Origin of the sequence: Paraburkholderia ribeironis, from assembly GCF_900019265.1 — a bacterium.
GTDB classification, from domain to species: domain Bacteria; phylum Pseudomonadota; class Gammaproteobacteria; order Burkholderiales; family Burkholderiaceae; genus Paraburkholderia; species Paraburkholderia ribeironis.
Genome location: NZ_CYGX02000009.1, coordinates 142,578 through 167,206, shown reverse-complemented (window position 1 = coordinate 167,206; position 24,629 = coordinate 142,578). Strand labels below are relative to the sequence as shown.

20 protein-coding genes, 1 pseudogene and 1 riboswitch are annotated in these 24,629 nt (G+C 64.3%); of the genes and pseudogenes, 11 read left to right on the top strand and 10 right to left on the bottom strand.

The features are described 5' to 3' along the window. Window positions 1-24 precede the first annotated feature (24 nt). The 3 genes from BN2475_RS04455 (at window position 25) to BN2475_RS04445 (ending at window position 2,939) form a co-directional block, all read left to right on the top strand. Window positions 25-576 (top strand): shikimate kinase, encoded by a 552-nt coding sequence (locus BN2475_RS04455; protein WP_094778404.1) that lies wholly within the window; start codon window positions 25-27, stop codon window positions 574-576. Between the two features lie 8 nt (window positions 577-584). Further along, entirely contained in the window at window positions 585-1,661 is a 1,077-nt protein-coding gene (aroB, locus tag BN2475_RS04450; RefSeq protein WP_425435467.1) for a 3-dehydroquinate synthase, read from the top strand. A gap of 72 nt (window positions 1,662-1,733) precedes the next feature. Further along, window positions 1,734-2,939, top strand: coding sequence for a deoxyguanosinetriphosphate triphosphohydrolase (locus BN2475_RS04445; RefSeq protein WP_094778368.1), 1,206 nt, complete (start codon window positions 1,734-1,736; stop codon window positions 2,937-2,939). Window positions 2,940-3,032: 93 nt separating this feature from the next. Here BN2475_RS04445 and BN2475_RS04440 read toward each other — a convergent pair whose 3' ends face one another. Further along, a complete protein-coding gene (locus BN2475_RS04440; protein ID WP_094778367.1) occupies window positions 3,033-3,413 on the bottom strand; it encodes an ElaB/YgaM/YqjD family protein in 381 nt (126 codons plus the stop codon). Window positions 3,414-3,778: 365 nt separating this feature from the next. Further along, complete coding sequence (locus BN2475_RS04435; RefSeq protein WP_094778366.1) at window positions 3,779-4,504, bottom strand: OmpW/AlkL family protein; 726 nt, start codon at window positions 4,502-4,504, stop codon at window positions 3,779-3,781. Between the two features lie 187 nt (window positions 4,505-4,691). Between BN2475_RS04435 and BN2475_RS04430 the strand changes: the two genes are divergently transcribed. From BN2475_RS04430 to BN2475_RS04420, 3 genes are all read left to right on the top strand, one after another. Further along, the gene (locus BN2475_RS04430) at window positions 4,692-5,399 is read left to right on the top strand and encodes a transposase (RefSeq protein ID WP_042329221.1); all 708 of its coding nucleotides are present in this window, start codon (window positions 4,692-4,694) and stop codon (window positions 5,397-5,399) included. Window positions 5,400-5,692: 293 nt separating this feature from the next. Continuing rightward, a complete protein-coding gene (locus BN2475_RS04425) occupies window positions 5,693-10,396 on the top strand; it encodes a glutamate synthase-related protein (RefSeq protein ID WP_094778365.1) in 4,704 nt (1,567 codons plus the stop codon). Window positions 10,397-10,513: 117 nt separating this feature from the next. Continuing rightward, window positions 10,514-11,983: a glutamate synthase subunit beta gene (locus tag BN2475_RS04420; RefSeq protein WP_094778364.1), complete on the top strand. Its 1,470-nt coding sequence runs from the start codon at window positions 10,514-10,516 to the stop codon at window positions 11,981-11,983. 254 nt (window positions 11,984-12,237) lie between these two features. Here the strand turns inward: BN2475_RS04420 and BN2475_RS34170 are convergent, their stop codons facing one another. Beyond that, entirely contained in the window at window positions 12,238-12,387 is a 150-nt protein-coding gene (locus BN2475_RS34170; RefSeq protein ID WP_159444521.1) for a hypothetical protein, read from the bottom strand. 332 nt (window positions 12,388-12,719) lie between these two features. Here BN2475_RS34170 and BN2475_RS04415 point away from each other — a divergent pair, with 332 nt between their 5' ends. Continuing rightward, window positions 12,720-13,670, top strand: coding sequence for a tyrosine-protein phosphatase (locus BN2475_RS04415; RefSeq protein ID WP_094778363.1), 951 nt, complete (start codon window positions 12,720-12,722; stop codon window positions 13,668-13,670). Between the two features lie 189 nt (window positions 13,671-13,859). On the opposite strand, the gene BN2475_RS04410 is transcribed toward BN2475_RS04415, so the two are convergent. After that, window positions 13,860-15,131 (bottom strand): ATP-binding protein, encoded by a 1,272-nt coding sequence (locus tag BN2475_RS04410; protein WP_094778362.1) that lies wholly within the window; start codon window positions 15,129-15,131, stop codon window positions 13,860-13,862. Further along, window positions 15,128-15,868, bottom strand: coding sequence for a response regulator (locus tag BN2475_RS04405; protein WP_094778361.1), 741 nt, complete (start codon window positions 15,866-15,868; stop codon window positions 15,128-15,130). Before BN2475_RS04405 ends, BN2475_RS04410 begins: the two co-directional genes overlap by 4 nt. Before the next feature lie 708 nt (window positions 15,869-16,576). On the opposite strand from BN2475_RS04405, the gene BN2475_RS36180 reads away from it, so the two are divergent. The 3 genes from BN2475_RS36180 to BN2475_RS04385 are packed head-to-tail and all read left to right on the top strand — an operon-like array spanning window position 16,577 to window position 18,111. Beyond that, the gene (locus BN2475_RS36180) at window positions 16,577-16,708 is read left to right on the top strand and encodes a DUF6726 family protein (RefSeq protein ID WP_281254179.1); all 132 of its coding nucleotides are present in this window, start codon (window positions 16,577-16,579) and stop codon (window positions 16,706-16,708) included. A gap of 3 nt (window positions 16,709-16,711) precedes the next feature. Continuing rightward, window positions 16,712-17,425 (top strand): hypothetical protein, encoded by a 714-nt coding sequence (locus tag BN2475_RS04390; RefSeq protein WP_094778359.1) that lies wholly within the window; start codon window positions 16,712-16,714, stop codon window positions 17,423-17,425. Window positions 17,426-17,466: 41 nt separating this feature from the next. Further along, entirely contained in the window at window positions 17,467-18,111 is a 645-nt protein-coding gene (locus BN2475_RS04385; protein WP_094778358.1) for a flagellar basal body L-ring protein FlgH, read from the top strand. Window positions 18,112-18,250: 139 nt separating this feature from the next. Here the strand turns inward: BN2475_RS04385 and BN2475_RS04380 are convergent, their stop codons facing one another. The 5 genes and pseudogenes from BN2475_RS04380 to BN2475_RS04360 form a co-directional block, all read right to left on the bottom strand. Beyond that, entirely contained in the window at window positions 18,251-18,991 is a 741-nt protein-coding gene (locus BN2475_RS04380; protein ID WP_094778357.1) for a response regulator, read from the bottom strand. Between the two features lie 92 nt (window positions 18,992-19,083). After that, window positions 19,084-19,689 carry a hypothetical protein gene (locus BN2475_RS04375; protein WP_162844458.1) on the bottom strand — a complete coding sequence of 202 codons (606 nt, stop codon included), beginning with the start codon at window positions 19,687-19,689 and terminating at the stop codon, window positions 19,084-19,086. A 103-nt stretch (window positions 19,690-19,792) separates the two neighbouring features. Then, entirely contained in the window at window positions 19,793-20,254 is a 462-nt protein-coding gene (locus BN2475_RS04370) for a hypothetical protein (RefSeq protein ID WP_094778356.1), read from the bottom strand. A 262-nt stretch (window positions 20,255-20,516) separates the two neighbouring features. Next, window positions 20,517-20,910 (bottom strand): annotated as a pseudogene (locus tag BN2475_RS04365) (SDR family oxidoreductase); the annotation flags it as partial. Between the two features lie 12 nt (window positions 20,911-20,922). Next, the gene (locus tag BN2475_RS04360; protein WP_094778355.1) at window positions 20,923-22,674 is read right to left on the bottom strand and encodes an ABC transporter ATP-binding protein/permease; all 1,752 of its coding nucleotides are present in this window, start codon (window positions 22,672-22,674) and stop codon (window positions 20,923-20,925) included. Window positions 22,675-23,120: 446 nt separating this feature from the next. Next, window positions 23,121-23,244, top strand: a riboswitch (TPP riboswitch). A gap of 222 nt (window positions 23,245-23,466) precedes the next feature. On the opposite strand from BN2475_RS04360, the gene BN2475_RS04350 reads away from it, so the two are divergent. Further along, entirely contained in the window at window positions 23,467-24,597 is a 1,131-nt protein-coding gene (locus tag BN2475_RS04350) for an FAD-dependent oxidoreductase (RefSeq protein WP_094778353.1), read from the top strand. Window positions 24,598-24,629: the final 32 nt, after the last annotated feature.

The following is a 24,629-nucleotide window of genomic DNA, read 5'->3' as shown; positions in this document are numbered from 1 at the left end:
TACCGGATTAGCCAGAGGACACCGTTGCAAGCGCGGGACGCACACGCCAACGTATTTTTTGTAGGGCTCATGGGGGCAGGGAAAACCACCGTGGGCCGGGCCATTGCGCGCCGTCTCGATCGCCCGTTCTTCGATTCCGACCATGAAATCGAGGCGCGCACGGGCGCGCGCATCCCGGTGATCTTCGAGCTGGAGGGCGAAGCAGGCTTCCGCGAGCGCGAGGCGAGCGTGATTGCCGAGCTCACCGGGCGCGACAATATCGTGCTGGCGACCGGCGGCGGCGCGGTGCTGCGGCCGGAAAATCGCGAAGCGCTGAAGAGTCGCGGAGTGGTGATCTATCTGCGCGCCAATCCTCACGATCTGTGGCTGCGAACCCGGCGCGATAAAAATCGCCCGCTGCTGCAGACAGAAGACCCCAAAGCGCGCCTCGAAGCGCTTTACGAAGTGCGTGACCCGCTTTATCGCGAGTGCGCGCATTTCGTGATTGAAACCGGCCGGCCTTCGGTCAACGGACTCGTCAACATGGTTCTGATGCAGCTCGAGATGGCCGGCGTCGCCACACATCCTGCGTCATAATGGACCGTATGATTACCGTCAACGTCGAATTGGGCGCGCGCGCCTACCCCATCCATATCGGTGCCGAGCTGATCGGCCAGACCGCGTTGTTTGCGCCGCACATCGCCGGCAGTTCGGTCACGATCGTCACGAATACCACGGTCGACCCGCTCTACGGCGACACGTTGCGCGCCGCGCTGGCGCCGCTCGGCAAACAGGTGTCGACAGTCGTTTTGCCGGACGGCGAAGCGCACAAGAACCTCGACACCCTCAACCTGATTTTCGACGCGCTGCTGCGCTCGCGCGCCGACCGCAAGACCACGCTGATCGCGCTCGGCGGCGGCGTGATCGGCGATATGACCGGTTTCGCCGCGGCCTGCTACATGCGTGGCGTGCCGTTCATTCAGGTGCCGACCACGTTGCTGTCGCAGGTGGATTCGTCGGTGGGCGGCAAGACGGGCATCAATCATCCGCTCGGCAAGAACATGATCGGCGCGTTCTACCAGCCGCAAGCGGTGATCGCCGACATCGGCGCGCTGCGCACGCTGCCCGCGCGTGAACTGGCGGCAGGCATTGCCGAGGTGATCAAGACCGGCGCGATCGCGGATGCGAACTTCTTCAGCTGGATCGAAGCCAATATCGACGCGTTGAATCGCTGCGAACCCGCGGCACTCGCCGAAGCGGTCAAACGTTCGTGCGAGATCAAGGCGTCCGTGGTGGCGCAGGACGAGCGCGAAGGCGGACTGCGTGCGATCCTCAACTTCGGCCACACCTTCGGCCATGCGATCGAAGCTGGTCTCGGCTACGGCGAGTGGCTGCACGGCGAGGCAGTCGGTTGCGGGATGGTGATGGCAGCGGACCTGTCCGTGCGCATGGGCTATCTCGACGAAGCGGCGCGCCGGCGTCTGGTCGAGGTGATCGTGGCAGCGCATTTGCCGACCCGCGCGCCTGCGCTCGGCGAAGCGCGTTACGTCGAGCTCATGCAAGTCGACAAGAAGGCGGAAGCCGGCGCGATCAAATTCATTCTGCTGAAGCGTTTCGGTGAGACGCTGATCACCCAGGCGCCCGACGCCGAGGTGCACGCCACGCTGGCCGCCGCCGTCTAGACACGACGGAGCATGCCAGCCGGGCATCACGCACCAGCGCCGCGAGGCGTCGCCCATGTTTCGGAGAACCCGGTGACTGACAGGTGCAGCGACGATGTAAAGCAAGACCCGGCGGCAGGCATCGCGGCGATCGCGGTGCCGACGCAAGAGGCACTCGAAGCGCATCTCGCGCCGTACGCGGCGCATTCCGCCCAGTCACGCGGGCGCCGCTACCCTGAAGCCGCGCCGAGCGCGCGTACCGAATTCCAGCGCGATCGCGACCGCATCGTCCATTCGACGGCGTTCCGCCGGCTCGAGTACAAGACCCAGGTGTTCGTGAATCACGAGGGCGACCTGTTTCGCACGCGCTTGACCCATAGTCTCGAGGTTGCGCAGATCGCGCGTTCAGTTTCGCGCAATCTGCGAGTCAACGAAGACCTTGTCGAAGCGATTTCGCTCGCGCACGATCTCGGCCATACGCCGTTCGGCCATGCCGGCCAGGACGCGTTGAACGAATGCATGCGCGAGCACGGCGGCTTCGAGCACAACCTGCAGAGCCTCGCGGTAGTCGACGATCTGGAGGAGCACTATGGCGCGTTCAATGGCCTGAACCTGTGCTTCGAAACGCGCGAGGGCATCCTCAAGCATTGCTCACGCGACAACGCACGGCGGCTCGGCGCGCTGGGCGAGCGCTTTCTCGAAGGATGGCAGCCGTCCATCGAAGCGCAGATCGCCAACGTCGCCGACGAGATCGCGTACAACAATCACGACGTTGACGACGGTTTGCGCTCGGGCTTGCTCACGGTCGAGCAGCTCGCCGAAGTGGAGTTATGGCAGACCCATTACGAAGCGGCGCGGCGCGACTTCCCGCAGATCGAAGGCCGCAGGCTGATCCACGAGACGGTGCGCCGCATCATCAATACGCTGATCGTCGATCTGATCGAGACGACCCAGCTGAATCTGCTCCAGTACGCGCCGACATCGCTGGACGCCGTGCGCACGGCGCCCCCGCTCGTCGCGCACAGCGCAGCGATCGCCGCGCAGGCCGCGACGCTCAAGCGCTTTCTGTTCAAGAACCTGTACCGGCACTACCGCGTGATGCGCATGGCCAACAAGGCACGCCGCGTTGTGGTCGGCCTGTTCGACGCGTTCACGGAAGATCCGCGGCTGCTGCCGCCTGGGTATCAAGCGGCGGACGAGACACAGCAGCCGCGCCTGATCGCCCATTACATCGCCGGCATGACCGATCGCTACGCGGTGAAGGAATACCAGCGGCTCTTCGTCATCGACGACAACTAGGCGGCGCGATGCGAGCGCGCGCCGGCGTCCGACGACGCGAGGCGCGTCCGGTCAGCGCAACCTCGTGCAACTCCGCGGCAACGCTTCAGCAACTCAGCGCAACCGAGACGCCAACAACGCCCCCGCGATCAATGCGACGCCGGCGACAATCGTGATCGTCTGCCATGGGTTTTCATGCACGTAGTCGTCAGCGTCTGTCATCGCGACTTCAGCGCGTTCGCGCATGGCTTCGCGGGTATCGTTCAGGCGGGCGCGCGCAGCGTCCAGTTGCTTGCGCAGTTTTCCGCGCAGCGCCACGGCATCCGCGTGGGTGCCGTCCGCCAGCGTCGATTCGAGTTCGGACATCAGCGTGCGCAATTCGCCTGCGATGTCTTCGGCCGCATGGCGGCTATGGCGAGCGATGCGCCGCGCACGGCGGCTCGTGCTGGTCCACGATTCGCCGAGGGCGTCTCTCGTGTTCGGAAGTGTTGTCATGGTCGCTCCGTCGATGACGTGAAAGGATCCCACGCGCGCTCACGCGCGGTCACGATGAACAGCATCGCGCCATGACGCAACGCGGGAAACACCCTGCAAACGCAACTTCGGTGCCAAACTCTCGCACCGTTCACCACGTGGCGCGAGCGCGGACATGTCAGCACATATTGCACGAGAGCGCCCGATTGCGGGTCAAATTTACAAATGCCGATGGCCGGCCGCCGCGTTGCCTGCTGTGTGCGTTGCGAATCCGCACCGGACCGCCAGGCGCGAAAAAAAACGCCGCCATCTGCTCGATGCCGGCGTTGTCCAAGCCCCGAAAATTCGACTACCCTAACTCAAGGGCCCCTAATTTTTTCGAGGCGTTAGAAACGGTAACCGATGTTGACGTAAGTCACGATCGGGTTCAGCTTGATCTTGGTTTGCGACTGCACGGTCAGCGTGCCGACCGGCGTGGTTGCAGCGGTGTTCAGCTTGGCCGTCGTGCTGAGCGGCAGGTACGAGATCGAGAGACCGGCGAACCAGTGCTGGTTGAACGCATACGTGAAACCGGCATTAAACACGGGCTCCCACGAACTATCCGTTGTGACGGTGGTCGGACCATGCAGAACGTTAGCCTGGAATGCGCTGTTGGTGATGTGCTCGTCCGTGAACCAGATACGGCTCACGCCGACGCCGAGATACGGACGGAAGGTGGCGGTCGGGGCATTGAAGTAATACTTGAACAGCAGAGTCGGGCTCCACTGTTTGGCCTGGCCGATCTTGCCGAATTGGTCGAGGCTGCCCGAGCCGTTCAGGTCGAAAGACGGCGGGTAGCCGATCACGAATTCGGCTGCGATGTGATCTGTGACGAAGTAGCCGGCGGTTATACCGATCGTGTCGGCCGAGCTGAGTGTTGCGCCGGTGTTCGCTTCTGTGATGTTGGTCGGACTGCCGCCAATGCTTGTTACTGTCAACGGGTCGCTACTCGATTGAGGCGCAAGATGGAACCAGCCCGTCGTGACGAAAAAGGTGCCGGCCGATTGCGCGTGTGCTGCCGTTGTCATGCAGACTAGCGCCGCGATCCCCGTTACGGCCTGTTTTAATTTCATATGTGCTCCTCCAAAAAAGGCCCGCTCATTATGACGAGAACGTTTGAAACAAACCATACGCGGTGGTTAGAGCTTTCTCCCTAAGCGCCGCGCGGTTTCTGGCTTGGCCGCGCCGCGCCGAACCTCCGGCGCATGCGGCTCTTCGGACCTTCGGGTATGTACCAACGCGACTATCGGATACTTCAGCATGGCACGGCTTGCACGTCTTTATGTCCCTGACCAGCCGCAGCACGTCATCCTTCGCGGGCTCGATCAGCAGCCCGCCTTCGTCGACGACCAGGACTACGAACTCTTCATTGACTGCCTGAAGGCGGCTTCGCGCGATCATCACCTGTCGATTCACGCGTATGCGTTGATGCCGGGCGCCGTGCAACTGCTCGTCACGCCAACCGAGGAGTCGAGCCTGCCGAAAGCGATGCAGGCGGTGGGGCGTCGCTATGTGGCGCATTTCAATCGGCGCTACGCGCGCCGCGGCACGCTGTGGGAAGGCCGCTACCGGGCCACGGTGATCGAAGGCGAGCGCTACTTCCTGCTGGCGAGCCGCGTCGTCGAGATGTGTCCGGTGCGCGCGCAGCTGGTCAGCGCGCCGGAAGACTATCGCTGGTCGAGCTACCGTCATCACATCGGCCTGACGCTCGACAGCCTGATCACCGACCATCCGTTGTACTGGTCGCTCGGCAATACGCCGTTCGAGCGACAGCGGGCGTACCGTGAACTGTGCGAGCAGCCGCTCGACGAACGCGAAGCCAGCCAGCTTCAGCAAGCGACGCTGAAAGGCTGGGTTCTGGGCAGCGACACGTACCGGGAATGGGCGGCGCGGGCGGCCAACCGGCGTGTTTCGCCGCTGCCGCGCGGGCGGCCGCGCAAGGTGCGTGAGACGCCGCATACCCAATAAAGCGTTTTGCATCAAAGGGCTGCAAGGAAACGGCATCGTGTATGCCGTTTTCTTTTGCCCCATTATGATATGGCACCAATATAAATAGATCGCAATGCACCAATTTGATAATTGGGGATCGATCATCACGTTTTATTTGCTATTCCTTTGATTCGTCGCGTATATTCCGAATTCCGGCGCTTTTAGGCACGCATGCCGCCCTGCGTAAAGCGCGCCGTCGTGGTTGCACTGCAAACCGCGGCACTAGAAAAACGGTTTAACGGCCTGTCCGGCCCCTCACAGACGGTGTCCCCATGAACGACCACCAGCAACCGACTCACCCGGTTCCCGCCGCGCAAGGTCTGTACGACCCGCAAAACGAACATGACGCCTGCGGCGTCGGCTTCGTCGCCCACATCAAGGGCCAGAAAAGCCACGAGATCATCGAGCAAGGCCTGAAGATTCTCGAAAATCTCGACCACCGGGGCGCCGTCGGCGCCGATCCGCTGATGGGTGACGGTGCGGGCATCCTGATCCAGATCCCGGACGGTTTCTATCGTGAGGAAATGGCCAAACAGGGCGTAACGCTGCCGCCGCACGGCGAGTACGGCGTCGGCATGGTGTTCCTGCCGAAGGAGCATGCGTCGCGCCTCGCTTGCGAACAGGAGCTCGAGCGTACGGTGAAGGCCGAAGGCCAGGTCGTGCTGGGCTGGCGCGACGTGCCAGTCGACCACACCATGCCGATTTCGCCCACCGTCAAGGCGAGCGAGCCGCTGATCCGCCAGATTTTCATCGGCCGCGGCAAGGACATCATGGTGACCGACGCGCTCGAGCGGAAGCTGTACGTGATCCGCAAGACCGCGAGCCACCGCATCCAGGCGCTCAAGCTCAAGCACGGCAAGGAATACTTCGTGCCGTCCATGTCGGCGCGCACGGTTGTCTACAAGGGCCTGCTGCTGGCCGGCCAGGTCGGCGTGTATTACCGCGACCTGCAGGACGAGCGCACCGTCTCGGCGCTGGCGCTGGTGCACCAGCGCTTCTCGACCAACACGTTCCCGGCGTGGGAACTGGCTCACCCGTACCGGATGATCGCCCACAACGGCGAAATCAACACGGTGAAGGGCAACGTCAACTGGCTGAACGCCCGTACCGGCGCGATCGCGAGCCACGTGCTCGGCGACGATCTGCCGAAACTGTGGCCGCTGATCTATCCGGGCCAATCGGACACCGCGTCGTTCGACAACTGCCTCGAACTGCTGGTGATGGCCGGCTACCCGCTCGTCCACGCGATGATGATGATGATCCCGGAAGCCTGGGAACAGCACACGCTGATGGACGACAACCGCCGCGCGTTCTACGAGTACCACGCCGCGATGATGGAGCCGTGGGACGGCCCCGCTGCGATCGCCTTCACCGACGGCCGCCAGATCGGCGCGACGCTCGACCGTAACGGTCTGCGTCCGGCGCGCTACATCGTCACCGACGACGACCTGGTCATCATGGCGTCGGAAGCCGGCACGCTGCCGATTCCCGAGTCGAAGATCGTCAAGAAGTGGCGCCTGCAGCCGGGCAAGATGTTCCTGATCGACATGGAGCATGGCCGCATCATCGACGACAAGGAACTGAAGGACAACCTGGCGAACGCCAAGCCGTACAAGAGCTGGATCGACGCCGTGCGCATCAAGCTCGACGAAATCGAGGCGAAGGCCGAGGACGTCGCGACGGAACGCCGCGAAGCCGCTGCCTTGCTGGATCGCCAGCAGGCGTTCGGCTACACGCAGGAAGACCTCAAGTTCCTGATGGCGCCGATGGCGCAAGCCGGCGAAGAAGCCGTCGGCTCGATGGGCAACGACTCGCCGCTGGCGGTCATGTCCAACAAGAACAAGACGCTGTACCACTACTTCAAGCAGCTGTTCGCGCAGGTGACGAACCCGCCGATCGACCCGATCCGCGAAAACATGGTGATGTCGCTGGTGTCGTTCATCGGCCCGAAGCCGAACCTGCTGGACACCAACAACATCAACCCGCCGATGCGTCTCGAAGTGTCGCAGCCGGTGCTCGACTTCAAGGACATCGCGAAGATCCGCGCGATCGATCAGTACACCGGCGGCAAGTTCAGCTCGTACGAGCTGAACATCTGCTACCCGGTGGCCTGGGGCAAGGAAGGCATTGAAGCGCGTCTCGCGTCGCTGTGCGCGGAAGCCGTCGATGCGGTCAAGTCCGGCTACAACATGCTGATCGTGTCGGACCGCAAGACCGACCGCGACAACGTCGCGATTCCGGCGCTGCTCGCCACCGCCGCGATCCACACGCACCTCGTGCAGCAGGGCCTGCGCACGAGCACGGGTCTGGTCGTCGAAACCGGCTCGGCGCGTGAAACGCACCACTTCGCGCTGCTCGCGGGCTATGGCGCGGAAGCCGTGCACCCGTACCTCGCGATGGAAACGCTCGGCCAGCTCGCGGCCGGCCTGAAGGGCGACCTGTCGGCGGAGAAGGCGGTCTACAACTTCACCAAGGCAGTCGGCAAGGGCCTGCAGAAGGTCATGTCGAAGATGGGCATTTCGACCTATATGTCGTACACCGGCGCGCAGATTTTCGAAGCGGTCGGTCTGGCTGAAAGTCTCGTGGCGAAGTACTTCCACGGCACCTCGTCGAAGGTCGGCGGCATTGGTCTGTTCGACGTCGCGGAAGAAGCGATCCGTCTGCATCGCGACGCGTTCGGCGAGAACCCGGTCCTCGCGAACATGCTCGACGCGGGCGGCGAGTACGCGTATCGCGTGCGCGGCGAAGAACACATGTGGACGCCGGATGCGATCGCCAAGCTGCAACACTCGGCGCGCAGCAACTCGTATCAGACGTACAAGGAATACGCGCATCTGATCAACGATCAGACCAAGCGTCACATGACGTTCCGCGGCCTGTTCGAATTCAAGTTCGATCCGACCAAGGCGATCCCGCTCGACGAAGTCGAATCGGCGAAGGAAATCGTCAAGCGTTTCGCCACCGGCGCGATGTCGTTGGGCTCGATCAGCACGGAAGCGCACGCCACACTGGCGGTCGCGATGAACCGCATCGGCGGCAAGTCGAACACCGGCGAAGGCGGCGAGGACGCAAACCGTTACCGCAACGAACTGCGCGGCATTCCGATCAGGAACGGCGACACGATGAAGAGCGTGATCGGCGACGAAGTGATCGTCGACATTCCGCTGAAGGACGGCGATTCGCTGCGTTCGCGCATCAAGCAGGTGGCGTCGGGCCGTTTCGGCGTGACGGCGGAATACCTCGCGTCCGCTGATCAGATCCAGATCAAGATGGCGCAGGGCGCGAAGCCGGGCGAAGGCGGTCAGTTGCCTGGGCACAAGGTGTCGGACTACATCGGCAAGCTGCGTTACTCGGTGCCGGGCGTCGGTCTGATCTCGCCGCCGCCGCACCATGACATCTACTCGATCGAAGATCTGGCGCAGCTGATTCACGACCTGAAGAACGTCAACGCGTCGTCGAGCATCTCGGTGAAGCTGGTGTCGGAGTCGGGCGTCGGCACGGTGGCCGCGGGCGTCGCGAAGGCGAAGGCCGATCACGTCGTGATCGCCGGCCATGACGGCGGCACGGGCGCGTCGCCGCTGTCGTCGATCAAGCATGCGGGCACGCCGTGGGAGTTGGGTCTCGCGGAAACGCAGCAAACCCTGGTGCTGAACCAGTTGCGCGGTCGCATCCGCGTGCAGGCCGACGGTCAGATGAAGACCGGCCGCGACGTCGTGATCGGCGCGCTGCTCGGCGCGGATGAGTTCGGCTTCGCGACGGCGCCGCTCGTCGTCGAAGGCTGCATCATGATGCGCAAGTGCCATCTGAACACCTGCCCGGTCGGCGTCGCGACGCAAGATCCGGTGCTGCGTGCGAAGTTCCAGGGGCAGCCGGAGCACGTCGTGAACTTCTTCTTCTTCGTTGCGGAAGAAGCGCGCGAGATCATGGCGCAACTGGGTATCCGCAAGTTCGACGAGCTGATCGGCCACGCCGAACTGCTCGACATGAAGAAGGGCATCGAGCACTGGAAGGCGAAGGGTCTGGACTTCTCGCGCGTGTTCTATCAGCCGCAAGTGCCGGCTGAAGTGGCGCGCAAGCACGTCGACGTGCAGGACCACGGTCTGGACCGCGCACTCGACCACACGTTGATCGAGAAGGCGAAGGCCGCGATCGAGAAGGGCGAGCACGTCTCGTTCATCCAGCCGGTGCGCAACGTGAACCGTACGGTCGGCGCCATGCTGTCCGGCACGATCGCGAAGAAGTACGGCCACGACGGCCTGGCCGACGACGCGGTGCACATCCAGTTGAAGGGCACCGCGGGTCAGAGCTTCGGCGCGTTCCTCGCGAAGGGTGTCACGCTGGATCTGGTCGGCGACGGCAACGACTACGTCGGCAAGGGCCTGTCGGGCGGGCGCATCATCATCCGTCCGACCAACGATTTCCGTGGCAAGTCGGAAGAGAACATCATCTGCGGCAACACGGTGATGTACGGCGCGATCGAAGGCGAAGCATTCTTCCGCGGCGTCGCGGGCGAGCGTTTCTGCGTGCGTAACTCGGGCGCGACGGCGGTCGTCGAAGGCACGGGCGATCACGGTTGCGAATATATGACGGGCGGCACGGTGGTCGTGCTCGGCGAAACGGGCCGCAACTTCGCGGCCGGCATGTCGGGGGGCGTCGCGTATTTGTTCGATCCGGACGGCACGTTCGCGAGCAAGTGCAACAAGTCGATGGTCGCGCTCGAACCGGTCTTGCAACAGGCCGAGCAGGAGCGCACGGTCGACAAGGGCCTGTGGCATACCGCAACGACTGACGAAGCGCTGCTCAAGGGACTCATCGAGCGTCACTTCCAGTTCACCGGTTCGCCGCGCGCCAAGGCGCTGCTCGAAAACTGGGATGCATCGCGCCGTCAATTCGTGAAGGTGTTCCCGACCGAATACAAGCGCGCGCTCGGCGAACTGGCCGCGAAGAAGGCGAACAAGGAAGTGCTCGCCGCCTGACGGACCGGGTCGCGCAACCTGCAGACGCCACATTTAGCCGTACCCGCCGCTCTTCGATGATTCGACCCGCGGCGGGTGTAGATCACCCCACCTGAAACAGATAGAGAAGAGAACCACATGGGCAAGGCAACCGGTTTTCTCGAGTTCGAGCGCCGCCACGAGGCGTATGAAGCTCCGCTCACGCGTGTGAAGCACTACAAGGAATTCGTCGCCGCGCTGACCGACGACGAAGCGAAGATTCAAGGCGCACGCTGCATGGACTGCGGCATTCCGTTTTGCAACAACGGCTGCCCGGTCAACAACATCATCCCGGACTTCAACGACCTGGTGTTCCATCAGGACTGGAAGAATGCGATCGAAGTGCTGCACTCGACCAACAACTTCCCCGAATTCACTGGCCGTATTTGTCCGGCACCGTGCGAAGCGGCGTGCACGCTCGGCATCAACGACGACCCGGTCGGCATCAAGTCGATCGAGCACGCGATCATCGACAAAGCCTGGGCCGAAGGCTGGGTTGCGCCGCAGCTGCCGAAGCACAAGACCGGCAAGAAGATTGCCGTGGTCGGCTCCGGCCCTGCCGGTCTGGCCGTCGCGCAGCAGCTCGCGCGTGCGGGGCACGACGTCACTGTGTTCGAGAAGAATGACCGCATCGGCGGCTTGTTGCGTTATGGCATCCCTGACTTCAAGCTGGAAAAGTGGCTGATCGATCGCCGCATGCGCCAGATGGAAGCCGAAGGCGTGACGTTCCGTGCCAACGTGTTCATCGGCAAGCCGGACTCGTTGCCGGAGCACATCGGCAACACGGCGAAGGAAACCATCACGCCGGCCGAACTGAAAGAACAGTTCGACGCGATCGTGATTGCCGGCGGTTCCGAAATGCCGCGCGATCTGCCGGTGCCGGGCCGTGAGCTGCAGGGCGTGCACTACGCGATGGAATTTCTGCCGCAACAGAACAAGGTCAACGCTGGCGACAAGGTCACGAACCAGTTGCTCGCCAAGGGCAAACACGTGGTCGTGATCGGCGGCGGCGATACGGGTTCGGACTGTGTCGGTACGTCGAATCGTCACGGCGCGAAGAGCGTCACGCAGTTCGAACTGTTGCCGCAACCGCCGGAAGAAGAGAACAAGCCGCTCGTGTGGCCGTACTGGCCGATCAAGCTGCGCACGTCGTCGTCGCATGACGAAGGCTGCGAGCGTGATTGGGCGGTCGCTACCAAGCGCCTCGAAGGCAAGAATGGCAAGGTCGAAAAGCTGATCGCTGCGCGCGTCGAATGGAAGGACGGCAAGATGCATGAAGTGCCGAACTCCGAATTTGAAATGAAGGCCGATCTGGTGCTGCTCGCGATGGGCTTCACGCAGCCGGTGTCGCCGGTGCTCGAAGCATTCGGCGTCGACAAGGATGCGCGCGGCAACGTGCGGGCGTCGACCGAAGGTGACAAGGCGTACTACACGTCGGTGGACAAGGTGTTCACCGCGGGCGACATGCGTCGCGGCCAGTCGCTGGTGGTGTGGGCGATTCGTGAAGGCCGTCAGTGCGCGCGTTCGGTCGATGCGTTCCTGATGGGGCATTCGGACCTGCCGCGCTAAACGTCTTTGGGTCGGTTTCGTCGCTGTGAAGCGGAGGCCGGCCACTGCTTGCAGGAAGAGGTGGAGACGACAATGTGCCGTTCAACGGCATATCAAGCGGTACATCAAAGCGGTAAAAAACGGAAGCCGGGCCACCTGAGAGGGTGGACCCGGCTTTTTAACGTCGGCGGCGTGATGAACGCGACGCGCCAAGCGCTGGCGACGCCGATGACGCCGCCATCAGGAACGATCGTTTTCATGTGGGTGGCGGCGAATCAGGCGACACAGCGGGCTGCGCCGAGCACCTTGCCTTTGGTTTCGGGCAGCCCCAACGCGGCGACGATCACGAGCAGATGGTCCGAGCCGGCGTAAATCGTCCGGTGCTTGCGCCCGGTCAGCCCGTTGAACCATTGGGGAGAAGACATGTTTTGTTGTGATCTCCAGGTCTTTCTGCCTGCCGGGGCTCGATGGAAGGTGTTTGTACTCTACAGGGATGCGGCGTTGTGTGGCCAGTTGTGGTTAAAAATGGCAGATGTCAGTAATAGTCGATAAGAGACGCCAGCCACTGGAAATCTGACCGGAAACAAGCCGGCGCGGCGGCGTTGAACGATAATCCCGCCGTCAGTACGCGAGCGCGGACCATGTGTTGCCTTACGAACTACTACTGCGTAATGCAAAAGTTATTTGTCACCGTTAAACTGCGCGCGCAGCCCCTTTGCTGCGAACAACCTTCTCACGCCCGCGCCAGCCACGCCGAATGCTTGCAACCGCGAAAAACTGCCCGCCATCCCGCCGCTTTGCGAGCACGACAGTGCGGGAAGGTCAGCGCGCGCTCAACCCATCGTCCGCGTCGCGGCGCAGCTTTCTGAAGGGCTCGGCGAGCGCCGTGCTGGTCTCCGGACTGGGCAGCGGGCTGCTCTCCGCATGCGGCGGCGGTCTCGACGGCACAGACCTGCCTGACACTCCGCGCCTCGCGTCGGTCAGCAATTTCCGCGATCTGGCGGGCGTCGGCGCCGGCTACCTGACCGTCGACGCGAAACGGGTCCGCCGCGGTGTCTTCTATCGCGCGAATGCGCTGACGCTCAGCACCGCTGACGAAGCAACGCTCGGTCAACTGGGCATTGCGTCGGTCTACGATCTGCGCACCCCCGGCGAGATTGAACGTAGCGCCGACGTACTGGCGGGCGGCGCGAGTGTGCAGACGCTCAACGTGCTTGGCACCAGCGATTTCGTCACGCCCGCGCTGGATACGGCCGCCGCCGCCGTCGCATTCATGGAATCGCAGGCGCGCGCTTATGTGAACGGCGGCGCGCAGCGTGCCGCGTACGGCGAGCTGCTGACGGATCTGGCCAATAGCACCGGTGTGCAACTGTTTCACTCGAACGCGGGCAAGGATCGCGCAGGCTGGGTCGCGGCACTGTTGCTCAGCATCGCCAACGTTCCGCTCGACGTGATCATGCAGGACTATCTGTTGAGTAACACCTACCTGATCCAGTCGATCAACGCGCAAATCGAAACGCTGCGCGCGCAGGACGGCGACGCGGTGGTCACCATCGAGACGCCGTTGCTGGAGGTTCAGGAAAGTTATCTGCAAGCCGGCTTCGACCAGGTGCAGGCGAGCTACGGCACGATGGAGCGGTATCTGACGCGCGGCCTCGGCATGTCGCAAACGACGATCGACACATTGCGCAGCCGGCTCGTGAGCTGAGCCGCGCCGAAGCATTGGGCAAAAAAAAGTCCGCCCCAGGTGACCGGGCGGACAGAGAAGGGCGGCATCGAGGTTGCCGGGTGTGACTATACGGCAGCTGCCAGCGCGGCAATCCATCCAGTAAGGGCGCGTAAGTGCGCACGCCGCCGGCCGATTCGCCCGCCGTTTTGCGCTCCGATTTGTGCTCTGTTATGTCGATGCCGCGACAACCGGCAATTCGATCAGCACTTCCAACCCGCCTTGCGCATGATTGCGCACATGACAGCGTCCGCCGCGATCGTGCGCGAGCCGCGCGACGATCGCGAGGCCGAGGCCGCAATGGCCTTCGCCGCCGCGGGCGGCATCGAGCCGGACGAACGGTTTCATCGCGGCGGCGATGCGGTCGTCGGGAATCCCGGGACCGCGGTCGCGCACGCTGATGACCCAGTGCCGGTCATTGCGCGCGGTGCGGATGTCCACCGGCGGCGCACCGTGTTCGAGCGCGTTGTCGACGAGGTTCGTCACGAGCCGGTCGAGCAGCGTGCGCGGCAGCGTGAACGACGGGCCGGCGCACAGATCGAGCGTGAACAGGGGCGCGTCGGCGCTGTCGCCGGCGGAAAACTGTTCCTGCAGAAATTCGTCGACTTCGACGGGCGGTCCAGCGTCGGCGGAGCGGCCCGCGAATTCGAGGAACTGCTGGACGATGTTGGTGAGCGAGTCGACGTCGCGGATCAGGCCGGCGCGCTCGCTCTCGGCCACCAGCACGCTGGCGCGCAGCTTGAGCCGCGTGAGCGGCGCTTTCAGATCGTGCGCGACGCCGGCGAGCATCACGGCCTGGTCGTCGCCCGCTTCGTTCAGGCGCCGCATCATGTCGTTGAACGAACCAATCAGATCGCGCAGCTCGCGCGGACCTTGCACGGTGACGGGTTCCGGCCGGCCGCCTGAACCAAACTCGCGGGCGGCGTCGGCGACGCGCGACAGGGGCCGCTGCATCTGCCAGACCGCGAATAGCGACAGGATCAGCGCAGCGAGCAGCATCGATACGGTTTCGACGAGAAAGCGCGGGCGCGGCGGTACGTCGACCGGCACGACCACCCAGTTCGATTTGCCGGGGAACAGTACCCACAGCTGCGGCGGCCGCACGTCGTCGACGGCGATCTGCGTGCCGGGCGGTAGATTTTGCTGCAATTGTCGGCTCAGGTCGGCCAGCGGACCACGCATGGGCGGACGCAGATGTACGCTTGCCGGCATGTTCCAGGTGGGCACCAGATGCACGCGCAGCGCGGGCGCAAGCGCGGCGCCCTTCATCGGCTCGCCGTTGATGGCCTGCAGCACCAGCAGAATGCCGCGTGCGAAGCCGTCGATTTCATGGCGCGGCGGTTGCATCACCACCAGCACGTACCAGCCGGCCTGTATCGCGAACAACACCGCCGCCGACAGCAACGCCATTCTGCCGAACAGCGTGTTCAGCGGATTTTTCATGCGCTTGGGGCGGCCTCGTCGTCGAAGGGCGCACCGTCGGCGTCGGGCACGAACACGTAGCCTTTGCCGCGCACCGTCTGCACGTAGCACGGATTGGACGGATCTTCTTCGATCACGCGGCGCAGTCGCCAGATCGGCACGTCGAGACTGCGGTCGCGGAAGGCGAGGTTGTCGCGATGCACGAGGTCGTGAATCAGCACGCGCGACAGCACCTTGTACGGATTGTTGACGAAGATTTTCAGGAGAGCGAATTCGCTGTCGCGCAACGGCAGCTTCGTATCGTCGCGCGATAGCGAACGGGTTGCGAAGTCGAGTTCGAACGGACCGAAGCGATACCGCTTGCGCGCTTCCGGCGCGCTGGTGGTGGGCGGCCCGCGACGGCGCAACACGGTATGGATGCGCGCGAGCAATTCGCGCGGATCGAACGGCTTGGTCAGATAGTCGTCTGCGCCGAGCGAGAGCCCGACGATGCGGTCGGCCACCGTGCCGCGTGCGGTCACGAAGATCACGGGAATGTCGTCGCCGGCGGCGCGCAGCGCGGTGAGCGCGCGCAGGCCGTCGGTGTTCGGCATCATGATGTCGAGCACGACGACCGACGGCCGTTCACGTTCGAGCCGGCGCTGGAGGTGGGTGCCGTCGTGCAGCACGGACGCGTCAAAGCCGTTCGATTGCAGAAACTTGCAAAGCAGATCGCGTACGACCGGATCGTCGTCGACGATAAGGACCTGTGGATTCATGGCGAAATTCTAGACTGGCGCGTGCAACGCGCGGCCGACTCTTTTCTTACCAATGCTTACGATGCGCCGCGCCGTCGTGGCCGACCTGCGTGGCAGGCCCGCCACCAAGGCTTGGCAGCATATCCCGGCACGGCGGCCTCGGGCAACGCGCGCCATCGCACCGGGTAAGTTTAGCCTTGCCGACATTGCGCCGGTGAAAGAATTCTCACGCAATCGCAACCGGACGCAACGCCTCGGAACGGCTCGTAAGAACCGCCGGAAAGCGCGCTTTTCTTCGTGCATCGCGAGGCCAGGCGCGGCGGGATGATTCGTCGTGCAGTACGTTGCGCCGGCTGCCGGGACCGCCTCGATGAATTGGCTCACGGCACGCGGCGTGAATTTGAAAACCTGGCACCCTGCGAGGCTCACGATGACCATCCACAGCAACCTCAGTTCGACCCGCTTTCCGCTGGCATCCGCGCCGGCGACGGAAAAACCCGCTGCCGCAAACAGCTCGGACGCGCTTGCACGGTTACAGCAGGCCACGACGCACACACAGCCGTCGCCGCCTGCCGGGCTCGTCGGGCATAACGTCAACACGACGGCTTGAGCCAACGAGGCGCGTGTGTCGATTCCGAGCATTCCTGATTGTTTCCTGCGTATCGTTGCGCGTTTGACGCTGGGCGCGGCGCTGCTGCCGCTCGGCGGCTGTGCCGTCGCTCGGCGGCTGTGCCGTCGCTCGGCGGCTGTGCCGTCGCCGCGCTGCCGTGCCGGCTGACTTCGGCCACGCTGAAAATCATCCCGGTCGTCGGCCATGCCGCGGCCACGCCGTTCGATATGTGCGCCTCTGCCATCGACTGAACCATGACTCTCAAACGGATTGTCTGTGCATTGGCGCTGCTGGGCAGCATCTTTTCGCTGGCTGCCGGGGCGCAGCCCGTCGCACGCGAAGCGAAGCCGGCCAGCGCCGCGTCGAACAACACATCGGCCGATGCGCGGCGGCGCTCGCCGGACGCGCCATTCGCGTTTCGCGGCGTGGCACTCGGCATCACGCTCGACGAATTCCGCTCGGGCTCGGCCGTGCGGGCGACGCCAATCGGCAGCGTACCCGTCTGCGAAACCGACGTGCAGGCGGGCGCGCTCGGCATGCGGCTGAAATCGCACCAGAGCCTGACCGTGGCATGCCGCTGGGCGCACCGCGAGGATGACCGCTGGGCGGTTTCGCAAGCGGTCGTCGACGGCACGCCCGCGCTGGAGCACGTGCTGCGCTTCGCGCGGACCGACGCGCAAAGCGCGTTGTGTCTGTACGAGATGTCTTTCGTGATCGACGAGGTCACCGCCGAGGACTTGCGCGACGCGCTCGAAGAGCGCTACGGCGCGCCGCGTCTCGCGACGAAAAACGTCTCGTCGTCGGGTGCGATGCCGATGTATGTGTGGGAAAACGCGGTGAGCTCGATCACGTTGTGCTTTCTGCCCGGCACCCGCAATGGCACGCTCACGTACCTGCTGAAGGGCTCGGACGCCTGGGTGAAGTCGGTCGTGCGGCAATGGCAGGCGAGTGAAGCCGAGGCGGGATGATGAGTACTCCTGACATCAAATCATCCCGCGAGGGACTACCGATGAGCGCGCTACGTTTCACCACTGCGCTCGGTACCGCGGCGTGTCTCGCGGCTTGCGCGAGTCATCAGCAGCCGCCGCTCGCGTCGGCGCCGCTGAACGTCAATACGCAGGGCGCCATCTATCAGGCGGGCACGCTGTTGCTGCTTTATGAAACGCCGCGTGCCCAACATATCGGCGACGTTTTGACCATCCGCCTCGCGGAATCGTATAGCGGCAACAATAGCTCGACCGCGTCGGCGAGCCGCGCGAGCAGCATCACCGCCGACGCCGCCGACAAGTCGACCAACGCCGCCGCGCGGCTCGCGCGACTGTTCAATATCGGCTCGGCGAGTACCGACTACAAAGGCCAGGGCAATCTTACCGACGTCAGCGGCATGACGGGCACGCTCGCCGTCACCGTGATCGGCACCATGTCGACCGGCAACCTCGTAGTGTCGGGCGAGAAGGTGATCGCGATGAGCGGCAACCGCGACCGCTTGCGCCTGTCGGGCATCGTCAATCCTAAGGATATCGAAGCAGGCAATTATGTGGCGTCCAGCAAGGTCGCGAACGCGCGTATCGAACAGGCCGGTGTGGGCATGGTGTCCGACGCCACCACGATGGGCTGGCTGCAGCGAATGTTCCTGAGCGTGCTGACCTTCTGAAGCCGGCGTGCAAGTTGGGCGATGCTTGTCGCCGGTTGCGCTGCCAGTTGCGCTGCCAGTTGCGCTGCCAGTTGCGCTGCCAGTTGCGCCGCCAGTTGCGCCGCCGGTTGCGCCGTGCGATTGTGCGTCGTCCGCTGTGTTACGCGAGCGGCGGCACACTCCGTTCAGCGGCGCCGATCTCGCCGTCCGGCACGAACACATAGCCGCGGCCCCACACAGTTTGCACATAACGCGGCTCGGACGGATCGACTTCGATCAACCGGCGCAAGCGCCAGATCGATACGTCGAGGCTGCGATTGCGATGCGCCTCGCTATTGCCGTGCAGTTTCTCCAGCAACTGCGTGCGTGTGAGCACGGTCATCGCGTGGGTGACGAACACCTTGAGCATGGCGAATTCGCTCGAACGCAGCGTGATGCGCTCGCCATCGCGACGTAACTCGCGTGCCGGGAAATTCACTTCGAAACGACCGAAGTGGTACGGCGCACGTTGCTCCGGCGCACTCGGCGCAATCGCGCCGCGACGGCGCAGCACAGTGCGAACCCGCGCGACCAGTTCGCTCGGTTCGAATGGCTTGCCGAGGTAGTCGTCGGCGCCGAGTTCGAGGCCGATCACGCGATCGATCGGATCGGCACGCGCGGTCAGCAGGATCACGGGAATGTCGTCGCCGGCGACGCGCAACGCGCGTAGCGCACTGATGCCGTCGAGCTCGGGCATCATGATGTCGAGCACGACCAGCGCAGGACGTTCTTCCTGCAACTTGCGCTGCAGCGCCATGCCGTGTTCGAGCGTGGCGACCTTGAAGCCGCGCCCCTGCAGATATTCGCTGACGAGCTGACGTACGACGGGGTCGTCGTCGACGACCAGAATGGTTTGGTTCATTCAGATCATCTTAGTGATCCGCACGTGCGGAGCAAAGCGCGCCACACTTTCGAATCCTTTCCCGGGTAAGACTAAGCAAGCAGCGCGCGTACTCAGTTCGCCTGCGACGTTTGAATGGTCTGCATCGGTTGCCGTGCGAAGTCGGTCTGATCGACCACCATCCGGTCGATCAAACCGCTGAGCTTGGTCGACGCCGACGAGAAGCGGTCGGTGTTGAGTCCGCCGGTTTGATAGCGGGCCGTGACGAGAATGCGGCCGTTCTGGATCAGCGTCAGATCGATGATCGACAGGTACTGGATCGATTCCTCGCTGAACGAGCGGCGCCCGTAATCGATCGCCGCGTTGTAGACGAGACGCGCCTCGCATCCGGCGGGCGAGGTGCCCGGATTGTAGACATCCGAACGAATACCGCGCCGGTTGAGCGCGATTTGCAGGGCCGGCACGAAATCGCCGACCGACACCGTCTGGTTCACTTCGATGCAGACGTGGTGCAGGTCGGCTGGCTGGCCGTTGACGAAGGTCGGCGACGAGTAGTTCGCCGCGATCGCATAGCCCGCCTGAATCACCGAGCCGGTGGCGTCGGCCGCCTGGATCAGTGTCCATGCGCAGCCGTTCAGCCCGAGCGCGAGCGTAGCGGCGACGGCCAGCCACGCGCAAGGGCGCCGCAATCTTGCCCGTGCGGCGCGTGGGGCGCGCATCAAAGCGTCGGCGCGCATGCTCCGCGTGAGGCTCATGAGGCGGTGCCGGGTGGCGGTCAGGGAAGGCAGCGGATCACTGCGGACAAGGCGACCGGACCCACGCTCAGCGCGTCACGCGCAGGCGCAATTCGTTTTGCCCTTGCACGCTCGCCGTGATGCTGACGCGCCGGTCGGCAGTGGTCACGACGAAATGCTGACGGGTCGGCGTGTTGACGTCGTGCACGACGTTCGGGAAGCACGCAGCAATGTCCGCGCCGAATTCTTCGAGCGGATCGTTGATCACGCCGTCTGCTTGCCAGTGCGCCCGCCAGTGGCAATCGTACGCGTGCTGGTTGGCGCGACAGTCTTGCGCGCCCGACATGCCCGGCAGTTGCGCGGTGGGTTGATCGTGCAGCTGCTTGAAATCGGTTGCTTCGACGATGTGCCTGAGCGCGGGACACGCGTCCGCGGGCTCGTTCGGTGCGGTGGCTTGCGCTGCGTGCGCCGCGCTCGCGAGCAGCAGGGCTGCGCCGAGTGCGAGCGCGACGCGCTGGGTCAAAGGATGGGAGCGGCGATCGAATGACATGGGCGGAGAGTCCGGTAGCAGTGAATGACGTGGGGGGCAGCACGACGTACGGCCCGCACGACTATCGTCGCTGCCCGCAGGCATTTTCAAAGGGCGGAACAGCTTGCCCGCTTCGCAAATGCTTTCGAACTCTTCTCGGGTGTTTCTGGATGTTGCATCGGGTGATGCCCTTCGGGCGCAGGGTGGTGGTGCGTCTTGCCGTGGGGTGAGGGCAGTGGGGGGTGGCCGAAGTGCCGAAGTTTCTCTAGTGCCGAATCGCCGCTCAGCCGAGCGTCAGACCGACGTCGACGTGGATCACCTGGCCGGTAACGCGGCGCGCTTCGTCGGAGGGCAGGAATGCGATCAGCACGGCGACAGCCGCGGGCTCGGCGGCACGACCTAGCAGTGTCGCTTCGGCGGCGTGAGTCCACATCGATGCATGGTCGGCATCAGGGCCGCGATCTTTAGGGATGCAAAACGGGCCCCACGCAGTCGACAGTCACGCAGTGCGGCACGAGTTCCGCGGCCGCGGCATTAGCCAGCGATTCGAGCGCCGCTGTCGCCGCCGCCGTCACGGCAAACGGCGCGTCTGCGCGAAAGCGGTGCGCGTCGAAAGAACTCAGCGCGATCACGCGGCCGCGCCGCGACGTTTCCAATGCAGGCGTCGCGCGTTTGACGCGCCACGTCGCTTACGCTGCGACGGCTTCGGGCGTGCGCTCGACGTCGAGCGTTTCGTCGTGGAACGCCGCCAGCGATTCGCGATGCGCGACGCTGACGATCGCCGCCTTCGGCAGCCGCTCCGTGAACAGGCGATATAGACGTGCTTCGTTTTCCGCGTCGAGCGCGCTGGTCGCTTCATCGAGGAACAGGTAGTCAGGCTTGTGCAGCAGCACGCGGGCGGCGGCGAAGCGCTGCTGTTCGCCCGGCGACAGCGTACGAGTCCAGTGCGCCGATTCCTGCAGGCGGTCTGCATACTCCGACAGATGGCAGGTCACGAGCGCGTCGCGGCATTCGTCGTCGGTGTAGGTGTCGGCCGCAGACGGATAGGCGAGCGCCGCCTTGAGCGTGCCGATCGGCATGTAGCTGATCTGCGGGATGAACATCATGCGCGCGTTGACGGGCGCGTCGATCGAGCCGTCGCCGAACGGCCACAAGCCGGCGAGCGCGCGCATCAGCGTGCTCTTGCCCGAACCGGACGGGCCACGCACCAGCCAGCGCGAGCCGGGGTGAATGGCGACATCGCGGATGCGCGACAGCGGGTTGCCGTTCGGCAAGGCGAGCGTGAGGTTGTCGGTGGAAAGCTGGTTCGCATCGATGAAGTGCAGGTTGATGCCGCCATGCTCGGTGGCCGGCGAGACCGATTCCTTCAGGTGCGGCGCGTGCACGACGCGCTTGAATTCGCGCAACCGGTTCACGGTGGCGCGCCATTCGACCAGGCTCGCGTAACTATTGATGAACCACGAGAACGAATCGCTGACGGTGCCGAACGCGCTCGAAATCTGCATCAGCACACCGAAGGTAAAAGCGCCTGCGAAGTAGCGGGGTGCGGCGACCACCAGCGGAAAGATGATCGCGATCTGGCCGTAGAAGCTCAGCACGAAGGTGAGCCGCTTGGTGTACTTCATCACCTGCCACCAGTTGCCGCGGATACGACCGAACAGCGTGTGCGCGTTCGTCTTCTCGGTTTCCATGCCGTTGTAGAAGGCGATCTGCTCGGCGTTCTCACGCAGACGGATCAGGCCGAAACGGAAATCCGCCTCGACTTTCTGCGCCTGATAGTTGATCGACACGAGCGGATGGCCGACCTTCTGGATGACCAGCGAACCGACCACGGCATAGAGCGCCGCGGCCCACACCATGTAGCCGGGAATGTGCAGCGGCATGCCGCCGAGCGAGATGGTCAGCGCGCCGGCCAGCGACCACAGGATCGTGATGAACGACACCAGCGTGACGACCGTCGATAGCAGGTCGAGCGTCAGCGACAGCGTCGTGGTGGCGAACGATTGCAGGTCGTCACTGATCCGCTGGTCGGGGTTGTCGGCGAGCCGGTCGCGTTCGATCCGGTAGAAGGCGCTGTCTTTCAGCCATTCGTCCAGATAGCGCGTGGTTAGCCACTGGCGCCAGCGAAAGCCGAGCATCTGGCGCAGATAGCGCCCGTACACCGCAAGAATGATGAAGCCGAACGCGAGCCCCGAGAAAATCATCAGCAGGTGCGGGAAATCGCGCACGTTCTTGGTCTGCAGCGCGTTGTAGAAGTCGGCGCTCCAGCGGTTCAGGCGCACGTTGATCCACACGACGAGCAGGTTCATCGCGATGATCGCGATGAGCAGGCCCCACGCCGTCTTGCGTTCTCCGGAGATCCAGTAGGGCTTGATCAGGCTCCATGCGGAGACCCTTTCGTCGGGCGGCAGTGCGGGACTGGCAGAAGTAGTAGGTGTCATGTGCGTCCTGATGAAGTGCTGGCCCGAAGTGCCGATCCGAAGTGTTGCCCCATACCGGGGTGACCCATCTCGGGTTGATCCACTCCGGGTCGACCTGCGTCGGGCTATCCGCCGGGCGGCCCACCGTCTGGGCCGCCCGGCGGCGGGCGTGCCGTACGTCCCCGGGCGTCGTGCTCGACGAACGCGCGTCCGGGCGAGCGTCAGATTCTGGCGCGAAGCCCTTAAGCGAAAATTAATAATCGCGGCCGGATCCGGCCGCGATGTTGCCGGCGCGGGCGCTAATGCGTGCCGTCCGCGCCGCGTTTTTTCGGCATCCGGTGCTGGCATTGTGCCAGAGCGCCGCCCCCGAACCTATCGGCGCGGTAAACATGCCGCCGGATCAAACTCCTGCCGAACGCGCCGGCCGCTGGTTTGCGGGCGTCGCGCCTTTTATGGTCTAATGACCTTCGACGAAACAGGGGTGCTTCGCCCACAGGCGGCGTGATTTTCACACCGCGGCGGCGAGGCTGAGAGAGACCCTTTGCACCCGATCCGGGTAATACCGGCGCGGGAAGTTTCCGGAAGCAGCCAGTCTTCCACTCCCCGCCGGGCGGCGTCCGTACATCGGTACGCGCGGATTGCCCGGCCGGCTTCACCCGCCGGTTTCGTCCTGGGTACGTGCGTTTTTGGGCCGTACGGAAAGGACTCGATGACCGCCTATTCTTCACCTATGTGTTTTGCTCTTCGTCGCGTCGCGGTTGGCGCGCCGTGCCGCCTGGGTCTTGCGCGCCGCCGCGCAACGGAGCGCGCACGATGAACCGTTCAGCGCAACCTGATTTCGCCGTGCTCGGCGGCGGCCTGTGCGGTCGGTTGGTCGCGTGGCGACTCGCCGGGCAAGGGCATCGCGTGGCGCTTTACGAGCGCGGCGACGCGGCCGGTACGCAGGCCGCCGCGTGGGTCGCCGCAGCGATGCTGGCGCCGCTCGCCGAAGCCGCCAGCGCCGAGTTGCTGATTACACGACTGGGCGCGAGTTCGCTCGACAGCTGGCCGCAACTGCTGGCCGAACTGCCGGAGCCGGTGTTCTTTCAGCGCAACGGCACGCTGGTCGTCTGGCATCACGCCGATCGCACCGAAGCGCCGTTGTTCGAGCGCCGCGTGCGCTCGAACGCGCCGGCCGACTTGCTCGACGGCGGTTTCGTGACGCTGGCGGGCGCACAGCTCGGCGCCGCCGAGCCCGCGTTGGCGGGGCGCTTCAACCAGGGCTGGCTGCTGCCGCGCGAAGGCCAGCTGGATAACCGCCAGGTGCTGGCCGCGCTGGCCGCGGGTCTCGCACAGCGCGGCGTCGAAACCCACTGGAATACCCCGGTCGACGATCACGCGCTACCTCGCGCGCGCGTCACGATCGATTGCCGGGGGCTCGGTGCGAAGGCGGTGTTGCCCACGTTGCGCGGCATTCGCGGCGAAGTCGCGCGTGTGCATGCGCCCGGTATCAACCTGACGCGCCCGGTGCGGCTGCTGCATCCCCGTTATCCGCTCTATATCGCGCCGAAGCAGAAAGACCTCTATGTGATCGGCGCCACCGAAGTGGAGGGCGAGGACATGTCGCCGGTCAGCGTGCGCTCTGCGCTCGAACTGCTGAGCGCGGCGTTTTCCGTGCATCCCGGCTTCGGCGAGGCGCGCATTCTCGAACTGAATTCGCAGTGCCGCCCGACGCTGCCGGACCACCGTCCCGCGCTGCTGTGGGACGGTGCGCGCACGCTGCGCGTGAACGGCCTGTACCGGCACGGCTACATGATCGCGCCCGAGGTCGCCGACGAAGCCGTGCGCTTCGCCGCGGCGCTGCTCGACGGCCGTATCGGCGATGCCGACGCGTTTGCCGACTGGCGGCGCGACGCCCGCTGGAGTGAGCTTTTCCAACCAGACTGCGCACGGGAGCCGGCTTGAGCGTCGCGCGTGTCGACGCCGCGTGCCATGTC

Bases quoted from the DNA above. Each gene is read 5' to 3' on its own strand.
- aroB (WP_425435467.1), top strand. From the start codon at position 585: ATGATTACCGTCAACGTCGAATTGGGCGCGCGCGCCTACCCCATCCAT.
- BN2475_RS04440 (WP_094778367.1), bottom strand. From the start codon at position 3,413: ATGACAACACTTCCGAACACGAGAGACGCCCTCGGCGAATCGTGGACC.
- BN2475_RS04435 (WP_094778366.1), bottom strand. From the start codon at position 4,504: ATGAAATTAAAACAGGCCGTAACGGGGATCGCGGCGCTAGTCTGCATG.
- BN2475_RS04430 (WP_042329221.1), top strand. From the start codon at position 4,692: ATGGCACGGCTTGCACGTCTTTATGTCCCTGACCAGCCGCAGCACGTC.
- BN2475_RS04425 (WP_094778365.1), top strand. From the start codon at position 5,693: ATGAACGACCACCAGCAACCGACTCACCCGGTTCCCGCCGCGCAAGGT.
- BN2475_RS04420 (WP_094778364.1), top strand. From the start codon at position 10,514: ATGGGCAAGGCAACCGGTTTTCTCGAGTTCGAGCGCCGCCACGAGGCG.
- BN2475_RS34170 (WP_159444521.1), bottom strand. From the start codon at position 12,387: ATGTCTTCTCCCCAATGGTTCAACGGGCTGACCGGGCGCAAGCACCGG.
- BN2475_RS04415 (WP_094778363.1), top strand. From the start codon at position 12,720: ATGCTTGCAACCGCGAAAAACTGCCCGCCATCCCGCCGCTTTGCGAGC.
- BN2475_RS04410 (WP_094778362.1), bottom strand. From the start codon at position 15,131: ATGAAAAATCCGCTGAACACGCTGTTCGGCAGAATGGCGTTGCTGTCG.
- BN2475_RS04405 (WP_094778361.1), bottom strand. From the start codon at position 15,868: ATGAATCCACAGGTCCTTATCGTCGACGACGATCCGGTCGTACGCGAT.
- BN2475_RS04390 (WP_094778359.1), top strand. From the start codon at position 16,712: ATGACTCTCAAACGGATTGTCTGTGCATTGGCGCTGCTGGGCAGCATC.
- BN2475_RS04385 (WP_094778358.1), top strand. From the start codon at position 17,467: ATGAGCGCGCTACGTTTCACCACTGCGCTCGGTACCGCGGCGTGTCTC.
- BN2475_RS04380 (WP_094778357.1), bottom strand. From the start codon at position 18,991: ATGAACCAAACCATTCTGGTCGTCGACGACGACCCCGTCGTACGTCAG.
- BN2475_RS04375 (WP_162844458.1), bottom strand. From the start codon at position 19,689: ATGCGCGCCCCACGCGCCGCACGGGCAAGATTGCGGCGCCCTTGCGCG.
- BN2475_RS04370 (WP_094778356.1), bottom strand. From the start codon at position 20,254: ATGTCATTCGATCGCCGCTCCCATCCTTTGACCCAGCGCGTCGCGCTC.
- BN2475_RS04360 (WP_094778355.1), bottom strand. From the start codon at position 22,674: ATGACACCTACTACTTCTGCCAGTCCCGCACTGCCGCCCGACGAAAGG.
- BN2475_RS04350 (WP_094778353.1), top strand. From the start codon at position 23,467: ATGAACCGTTCAGCGCAACCTGATTTCGCCGTGCTCGGCGGCGGCCTG.